Source organism: Paraburkholderia sp. Ac-20342 (genome assembly GCF_017104985.1).
In the GTDB taxonomy this organism is placed as follows: domain Bacteria; phylum Pseudomonadota; class Gammaproteobacteria; order Burkholderiales; family Burkholderiaceae; genus Paraburkholderia.
Genome location: NZ_JAAGPQ010000156.1, coordinates 1 through 8,091, shown reverse-complemented (window position 1 = coordinate 8,091; position 8,091 = coordinate 1). Strand labels below are relative to the sequence as shown.

Genomic DNA, 8,091 nt, shown 5'->3' with positions numbered 1-8,091 from the left:
CCTCGCCCGGCGGCACCGGCGGCGGCACGTACGGGCCGTTGCTCGCGTTGCCGTTCACGTCGTTGAGCGGCGTGGCGCGCGTCACGCTGCCCGCCCCCGCGTGGCCGCCGCGGTTGCCGTTGCCGCCTTTACCCTGGCCCTGGCCTTGGCCCTTCTCGCTGTGCGGATGGTAGATGTTGTTCAGCACCGCCGCGACGCCCTCGAGCGTCACCTTCTGGCCGTCGAGCGGCACCGTGCGGTCCTCGGCCCACGCGTGGCGCAGCGGGAACACCCGCACCTCGGTGCCGCTCACGCGCGCGGCGTTGCTGTCGAGCCGGTTCGCGACCGCGGTCACCATCTGCACGTAGCGCGGCGGTCCGCTGACGAGCGCCGTGCCCTGCGCGGTGTCGTAGACGATCGGGAAGCGGTCGTCCGAGATGTGCAGCCGGTCGAGCGCGTCGCTCAGCGACGCGGTGTCCGCCGTGTCGAGCTTCACGAGCGTGCTCTGCAGATCCGACGCGGCCGTGATATCGAGGATCTCGCCGTCGAAGTACCAGACGAAGCCGAACGACGCGGCGAGCGTGTCGATAAAGCGGCGCGGCGGCAGATGGAACTTGCCGCTGACCGTGCCGGTGACGTCCGGCGCGATTCGCGTCGGAATGCCCTGACTCGAACCGAGGTCGCGCAGCACGTCCTTGATGTCCTTGCCCTCGGCTTCGTAGTCGACGATCGCCTTTTTCCAGTGCACCGGCGCCGCGCTGGCCTGCGGCGCCACGCCGCAGGCCGCCAATGCCGCGCAGACGGCGAGCGCCCTCAATCTACCGGCGAACTTCATTGCAGCCCCCGCTGGGACAACGAATTCGCGCCGGCTTCCCCGACACCTCTGAGATTTTTCATGTAAGTTCCGTCTATCTTCGAATTACCAGGACACCCTCGGCCATGAACGCCCCGCTGCCGGAGCGCCGCGACCTCACGCGCGAAATTCTCGAACTGATCGACCTGCGTCAGACCTTCACCGACATCCACATCGAGCAGGACCGCCCGATCATGATCAAGGCGCCGCGCGGCTGGCTCGCCGTCGGCGAGGAGCCGGTGCTGTTCGACGAAATGGTGCCGACGCTCGCGGCGATCGAGCCGGACTGGGAAGCGCATCTGCAACGCGGCGCGATCGATCGCCCGTTCGTGCTGACGCGCTGCCGGCTGCGCTGCAACATCTACCGCACCAACGGCGGCCGCAAGCTGGTGATCTCGATTCGCCGCCTGCCGCTCGAACCGCTGCCGCTCGACAAGCTCGGCCTGCCCGCCTACGTGCGCTCGATGATCGACAGCGCGAAGGGGCTCGTGCTCGTGACGGGGCCGACCGGCTCCGGCAAGACCACGACGATCGCGTCGCTGCTCGAACACATCAACCGGACGCGCAACGCCCACATCATCACGATCGAGGAGCCGATCGAGTACGAACTCGAAGGCCGCTCGTCGATCGTCTCGCAGCGCCAGGTGCCGACCGATACGCCGAGCTTCCCGGCCGGGCTGCGCGAGGCGCTGCGCCAGAAGCCCGACGTCATCATGGTCGGCGAGGTGCGCGACCCCGAGACGGCCGAAACGGCCCTGCAGGCCGGCGAATCGGGCCACTTGGTGCTCGCGACGATGCACACGGCGAGCGCCGTCGGCACCATCACGCGGCTGCTGTCGTTCTTCCCGGCGGAGCAGCGCGAGCGCTACGCGGCCGCGCTCGCGAACTGCCTGATCGGCGTGATCTGCCAGTGCCTCGTGCCGACCCAGGACGGCGAGAACTTCGTGCTGGCGAGCGAACTGCTGTTCAACAACAACCAGCAGATCGCCGGCATGCTGACCGACCCGGCCAAGCTGCCGTACCTCGCCGAGTTCATGAAGCGCAAGGAGGACAACATGTCGCGCCTGCTGAACGACCATCTGTTCAGCCTCGCGTCGAAGCAGCAGTGCCTGCCGCGCGACGTGCTGCGCGCCGCCTACAGCCGGCTGGAACTGCACGAGATGCTGCAGACGCTCGCGCCGCACTGACGCGGCGCGCCCCGTCGCCGCCCGGTTTCGGGCAGCGGCGGGCGCGGCAGCGCCGGGCCGGCGGCGGATCAGTAGGTCGGCGTGATATTCCACGAGGTCACCACTCCGGTTGCCGGGAAAATGTTGTTGCCCGTGCCGCAGTAACTCGGCTGAAACGACGCCGGGTTCGCGCTGCCATACAAAATCCAGAACGTCGTCAGGCGTACCTGGTAGCCGTTCTTGTTCAGCGGCAGCGCGTTCGTCATGTTCACCGGCACGTTCGCGAGATCGCCCCTCACCCGCGACGACTGGTTCACGACCTTCGCGACGACGTTGCTGCCGTCGGGCAGGTCCAGGTTCAGCAGTTCGACGAGCAGCGTCACATACCCGCCACTACCGCCCGTCAGGTCCTGCGGCGCGCTCGGACAGGACGTCACGAACGCGTCGTTCAGGTGCGACCACGCGTAGACGGAAAGGGCGCCGTTCGCGGGCAGTTGCGGCACGTTGCGCGTGACGACCGACTGGTAATAGCCCATCGTGTCGTCGTACGTGATCGCCCCGGCCTGCGTGCCGCACGGGAAATCGCTCGTGCCCGACTGGCCGACCTGCACCGCGCAATCGGTGTCGGTTGGGAACGGCTGCGGGTTGATCTCCGCCTGCGCCTGCCAGGTGCCGTTGCGGCACGACAGAACGCGCCCCGTCGCGTCGGTGGACACGAGCGTCGTGCCCGACGCCTGCGCCGGACAGGCCGCGCCGAGCGTCTGCGCGTTGCCGAGCGCGAGGTTGCCTGCCTCGTCGACCGCGAGGGCCTGCCAGTCGGTGCCGTTAAACGTGTATGCGCGGTTCGTCGCGAGCGTCATTCGCACGTCGCCCTGGCTCGACGAAGCCGACGACGGCAGCGCCGCCGCGTTAGCGACCGGTTCGCGCCAGTGAAGCGACGCCTGCGGGGTCCACTTGCTGCCCGTGCAGCTCAGCACGTTGCCGGTCGAATCGGCCGCGATGGCGCCGGTCTGTGAGCAGTCCGCGTAGTCGGTCTGCTGCGCGAGCACGATCGGCACCTGCATCGTGTTCGCGGCCGGATTGCCGGGCACCGCGACGCGGTACAGGAAATCGGCGTTCTGCGTCTGCGTGCCGTTGTAGAAAATCAGGCTCGCGACGTGGCCAACGCCCGTCTTCGTGCCCGAGCACGTCGCGCCGGCCGGGTTCGGCGTCGTGACCTTCCAGCTGCCGAATGCGCCGTTCGCCGCGCCGGAAGGATTGTTGGCCGCCTGGATCGAGCCGCCGCCCGCCCCCGCATTCCCGGCGATGTAGCCGAGTTCCGGATCGGGAATCGTCGTGCCGCCTTCGGTCACGAGCAGCGCCTGCAGCGCGCCCGGCTGGTCCGTGCCGTAGATCAGCAGGCACGGCGTCTGCCCATACGCGTTCGTCGCGCTGAGCGCGGACGGCAGGTAGGTCGACATCTGCAGCGGCGTGCCGGTCAGCTTCGCGACAACGGGCGTCGAGGCGTTCGCCTGCGTCGACAGCGCCGTGAAATTCTGTTCGATCAGTTGCGTCGCCGCTGCCACCAGTTGCGACTGGTACAGCGCGGCCTGCTGCCCGCGCGTGTCTTCGAGCGCCGAGTTCGCCATCACGGCGATGCCCGTCACGAGGATCGCCGCGAGCGCGAGCACCGCGAGCATCTCGATCATCGTGAAGCCGCGCGCGCGCAGGCGGCCGGCGAAGGAAGGCGTGGTTCGGAGCGGCCTAGTCATACGCCTGGGCCATCCATACCGGCATGCCGTTCGGAATCGTGTTCGCGAGCGCGGCCGGCAGCGGCACCGCCGGATTGCCGGGCGACACGATGCTCGGGCCGAGCGCGACGCCCGCGAGCGCGGAGCCCTGCGCAAGCTGCTCCATGCCGGTGATCGCGGCCGTCGCCGGGGCCTGCGTTCCGTAGACGACGACGAGACTGCCGGCCGCGTCCTGGTTCGGCTGCACGTAGTTCTGCCAGAGCGGCGTCGGCTGGTTCGCGCCGAGAAACGGCGCGAGCGCCGCCGCCGACACGCTGCCGGTAAACGTCGGGTTTTGCCGTGCGAACGCGATCACCGCCTGCCGGTACTCGCTCATGCCCGTCGCGAGCGCGACCGACGACGGCCCCGGCGCGAGCGGCGCCGTGCCGTGGTCGAGCAGCGCGTACGCGCCGAAAATCGCGCCGAGCGCGGCGACGGCCCACATCAGGTACATGAGCGGGTTCCGGAGAGCGAGCGGAGGAAGGCATGAAGCGGCGGGATCATCGTGGTCAGAGAGAGGTCCAGACGATTGTTACCGGCGCAGAGCCGCAGTCGGTCGCGGCCTGAGACGGCGCAATCGGCAGCGTCCCTTCCGTCGTGCTACCAATCTTGATCGACGTCCAGCCGCCACCGCCCGTCACCGCGTTGACGCAGACAGACGCCGGCACCTCCGCGTATTGGATCGTAAAATTAGTGGCCGTACCGGCTACCGTGACAGCACCGCCCCAGCTGTTGGTCACGGCGCCGGCGCTGCTCACCGTGACCGTGGCCGGCAACACGCCGGCCGACACCAGCACCGTGTTGCTGAGGTCGGCGTACCCGCCCGACTGCCCCATATACAGCTTCTTCACACCGGTCTGGATCGCGGTGACCTGCTCGGACAACTCGTTGGTGCTTGCGCTGCTGAACGCGCCGTTCAGCAGCGCAACCGCGCCGATCACGACGATCGCCGCGATCCCGAGATAGGCGATCGCCTCGAGCAGCGACGCGCCGCGTTGCCGGCGGCGCGCGCGTTGATTCAGGATGGCGAAACGATTCGATTCATTCGTAGGGGTCTTCATGTGCTGCATGTTGTGCTCCTTCAGTTCGACAATCGGCGCGACGGGACAAGGGGTTGTGCGCGCCTGGCCATTCAATCCGATACCGCCCTCACTACCCGGTCCCTCCCGCGGAATAAGTTCGTCAATGCAGGCTCCGTGCGAGCCCGGCGATTTCCTGCTGGATTCCGAAGAATCCGCTGATGAGCCACGACAGCACGAGCGCGAGCCCGACGATCGCGGCGCCGTTGATGACCCGCATCTGCGCCTCGATCGTCTCGACGCCCTCGGTGATCCATTCGTTCGCGATCGACTGCAGCGCTTCGGCGAAACCCTTGTAGTCGGCGTACACGCACAGATCGTCGACGATCTCCGCCGACGGGAAGCGATAGCCGGTGATCTTCATCGCCTCGCCGACGTTGAGCCCGGACTTCACGCCGAACAGCACGTCGTCAATGCGCTGGCGCAGCCATGGCCGCGCATCGATCGCGAGCCGCGCGAGCGACTTCTCGACGGTGAAGCCTGCCGACTGCAACGACGAGAACGCGACGAGAAAGCCGCAACCGACGATCAGCCGGTAAACCGAATACGGCGGATAGCGGTCGAGCACGTTGCGCGTCTTGCCGGACCAGCGCGGCATCGAATACACGAGCAGCACGAACAGCAGCAGCGCGACGACGATGCAGTACAGCATCCCGCCCTGCACGAAGCGGGACAGCTCGTACAGCGAGCGCGCGACGCCATGCCAGTGCTCCGGGCTCACGATGCTCGCGAAGCGCGGGATCACGAGCTTGCCGAACAGGTAGACGTAGCCGACCGTCATCGCGAGAATCACGACCGGATACGTGAGCCCGCCGATCACCGCGGCCCGGATTCGCCTGCTGTACTGAACGAGCGCGCAAACGTTGACCAGCGACGCTTCCAGGCGGCCCGACTGCTCGCCCGCCATCACGATCATCTGTTCGGCGTGCGGCACCCACCACGCCAGCGCTTCCGCCAGCATCCCGCCGTTCTGCACGACGCTGCGCCAGTCGGCGAGCGTCAGCGCGAGCGGCTCGTTCGGCTTGCGGCCCTCGTGCGACGCGCGCAGTTCCAGCTCCTCGAGAATCTTCAGCAGCGGCAGCCCGGCCGACAGCATCTTCGCGATCTTGCGGTAAAGCCGCATACGCGCCGGCGCGGTCAACTGGACGCGCGCCCAGCGGCGATTCAGTTCAAGTGCCATAGACGCTTTCCAGCGCGAGCGCACGCGCGCCGCCGTGTTGCGTCAGCGGCCCGACCACGCGCTCCGCCATGCGCGGATCGACGAGTCCGGCGGCCACTTTTTCGATCGCGTGCTGCGCGACCGTCTGCCCGCCGAGCTGCTGCAGCCAGTACTGCTGGGCATCGGCCTTGCGCCCGGCGCGCAGCAGTTCGAAGAACGTCGTGTCGGTGTGGATCACCTCGGCGAGCACCGTGCGCCCGATCGTGCCGTGCTTGCAGCACGGGCAGCCCGGCCCCGCGATGCGCACCTGGTCGAAGCGCGGGCCGACCGCCCGCTTGACGCGCGCGACGAGCCCCATGTCGAGCTCGTCCGCCGCCTCGGCGAGCGGCCGCGAGCAATGCGGGCACAGCAGCTTGACGAGGCGCTGGCTGATGAGGCCGGTGACGAGCGATTCGTCGGTGACCATCGCGAGCGGCAAGCCGAGATCGACGAGCCGGTCGACGATCGCGAGCGCGCCGTTCGCGTGCACGGTCGTCCAGACCTGGTGGCCGGTCATCGCCGCGCGCAGCGCGCTCTGCGCGGAAGCGCGGTCGCGCACCTCGCCGATCATGATCGTGTCCGGGTCGAGCCGCATCGCGTTCGAGATCGCGGCGGCGAACGCGAGCGAGCGCGCTTCCTCGGTCGGCGCGTTGACGACCGGCGTCTGTACCGCGCCCTCGATCGGATATTCGACCGGGTCTTCGACGGTGATGACATGAATCGAGCCGGCCATGTCGCGCAACTGCCTCGTCAGCACGCGTTGCAGCGTGGTCGATTTGCCGGAGCCGGTCGGCCCGCTGATGATGTTCATGCCATGCGGCTGCTGCGCGAGCAGGTCGAACGCAAACGCGTGCTCGCTCGTGAAGCCGAGGTCGGTCAGCTCGGTCGATTCGCCAGCGTCGTTGTAGAGCAGTCGCAGCACCATCAGATTGCCGACGCTGGTCGGCGCGGTTGCGATCCGCACCCCGAACAGGCGGTCCGGCAGCTTGTCGCGGTCGCCGATCGCCGCGTCCTGGCGCTCGTTCGGCTTATAGGTGTTGTCGGACACGCTCGACATCGCCGAGTACAGCGTCGCGAGCAGCCGCTCGCCGTACTCGCGCGTCTGCTCCGACACGCGCACCAGCTCGTTGTGGACGCGAAACAGGATTTCCGTCGTGAAGCGGTTCACGCGGATATGGATGTCCGAGGCGCGCTCGTCGCACGCGCGCGCGATCAGATTCTTCGCGACCACCTGCATCTGCGTGTGGTCGATGCGCTCGGCACTGCCGTCGCGGCGCTGCCCCTGATAGGCGCGCCGGATCGCGTCGAGGCTCACGAGCCGTGTCGCGTAGCGGCAGTTGAGCCGTTCGAGCCGGGCGCAGTACGACAGCACGAACGGATTCATCTCGTGGCCGTCCGCGACCAGCAGCGTGCCGTCATCGAGCAGACAGAGGAACTTGCGCTCCTCGCCGCTTGCCGCGAATTCGCCGTCGTCCGACAGCGGCCGCGCGCTCACGGGCGCGGCCTGCACGACCTGCAGCGGCACGTCGGCCGGGATGGCCGGCGTGACAGCCAACGCGGCGGCCTGGGCCTGAGCCTGAGCGTTACGCGACAACACCAGCGGCGTGACGGCTTTGGGCGGGTTTGCGGGCGGTACGGTCGGAGCGGCCATCACGATCACCTCAACGGAAGCGGCGGGAGCGGCGGAACGCCGGCGGGCCCGAGCGGGTTCGCGGCGACGTTGCGGAGGCCGCCGCGCGACGGCGCCGACACCGTCAGCATCGTGCGGTGCCCGTCCGGATCGGCGAGCACCAGCATGCCCGGGCGGATCTGCGCGACACGCGAGCCATCCGGCAGCCGGTCGCCGGCGCGCACGTCGAATTCGGCGCCGTCCGCGGACAGCGTCGCGATCGTGGCCTGGCCGAGGCTCTGCGTCACGATCAGCGAGACCTGGCCCATGCTGACGCTGGTGCCGCCCATCTGGTGCAGCGCCTGTTCGCGCTGGGCCACCTGCGCCTGGGTCTCGAGCTTTTTCAGCTGGGCCTTCAGCAGCAGCGTGTCTTCATTA

At 68.4% G+C, this 8,091-nt stretch carries 7 protein-coding genes and 1 pseudogene; 1 reads left to right on the top strand and 7 read right to left on the bottom strand.

Annotation, left to right across the window (positions count from 1 at the left end):
• Window positions 1-814, bottom strand: an 814-nt coding sequence (locus G3N58_RS32795) for a secretin N-terminal domain-containing protein (RefSeq protein ID WP_346778314.1), incomplete at its 3' end; no start/stop codon positions are given.
• A gap of 104 nt (window positions 815-918) precedes the next feature.
• Between G3N58_RS32795 and G3N58_RS32790 the strand changes: the two genes are divergently transcribed.
• On the top strand, window positions 919-2,019 hold the full coding sequence (locus G3N58_RS32790) for an ATPase, T2SS/T4P/T4SS family (protein WP_167044100.1): 1,101 nt from the start codon (window positions 919-921) through the stop codon (window positions 2,017-2,019).
• A 68-nt stretch (window positions 2,020-2,087) separates the two neighbouring features.
• On the opposite strand, the gene pilV is transcribed toward G3N58_RS32790, so the two are convergent.
• From pilV to G3N58_RS32760, 6 genes and pseudogenes are all read right to left on the bottom strand, one after another.
• Window positions 2,088-3,749 carry a shufflon system plasmid conjugative transfer pilus tip adhesin PilV gene (gene pilV / locus G3N58_RS32785; protein ID WP_167044101.1) on the bottom strand — a complete coding sequence of 554 codons (1,662 nt, stop codon included), beginning with the start codon at window positions 3,747-3,749 and terminating at the stop codon, window positions 2,088-2,090.
• Window positions 3,742-4,221 (bottom strand): type IV pilus biogenesis protein PilM, encoded by a 480-nt coding sequence (pilM, locus tag G3N58_RS32780; protein WP_167044104.1) that lies wholly within the window; start codon window positions 4,219-4,221, stop codon window positions 3,742-3,744. The genes pilV and pilM overlap by 8 nt, the downstream gene beginning before the upstream one ends.
• Before the next feature lie 55 nt (window positions 4,222-4,276).
• Window positions 4,277-4,828 (bottom strand): type 4 pilus major pilin, encoded by a 552-nt coding sequence (locus G3N58_RS32775; protein WP_167044106.1) that lies wholly within the window; start codon window positions 4,826-4,828, stop codon window positions 4,277-4,279.
• 121 nt (window positions 4,829-4,949) lie between these two features.
• The gene (locus G3N58_RS32770; RefSeq protein WP_167044109.1) at window positions 4,950-6,026 is read right to left on the bottom strand and encodes a type II secretion system F family protein; all 1,077 of its coding nucleotides are present in this window, start codon (window positions 6,024-6,026) and stop codon (window positions 4,950-4,952) included.
• The gene (locus G3N58_RS32765) at window positions 6,016-7,638 is read right to left on the bottom strand and encodes an ATPase, T2SS/T4P/T4SS family (protein WP_205193020.1); all 1,623 of its coding nucleotides are present in this window, start codon (window positions 7,636-7,638) and stop codon (window positions 6,016-6,018) included. The genes G3N58_RS32770 and G3N58_RS32765 overlap by 11 nt, the downstream gene beginning before the upstream one ends.
• Before the next feature lie 62 nt (window positions 7,639-7,700).
• Window positions 7,701-8,091, bottom strand: a pseudogene (locus G3N58_RS32760) (type IV pilus biogenesis protein PilP); the annotation flags it as partial.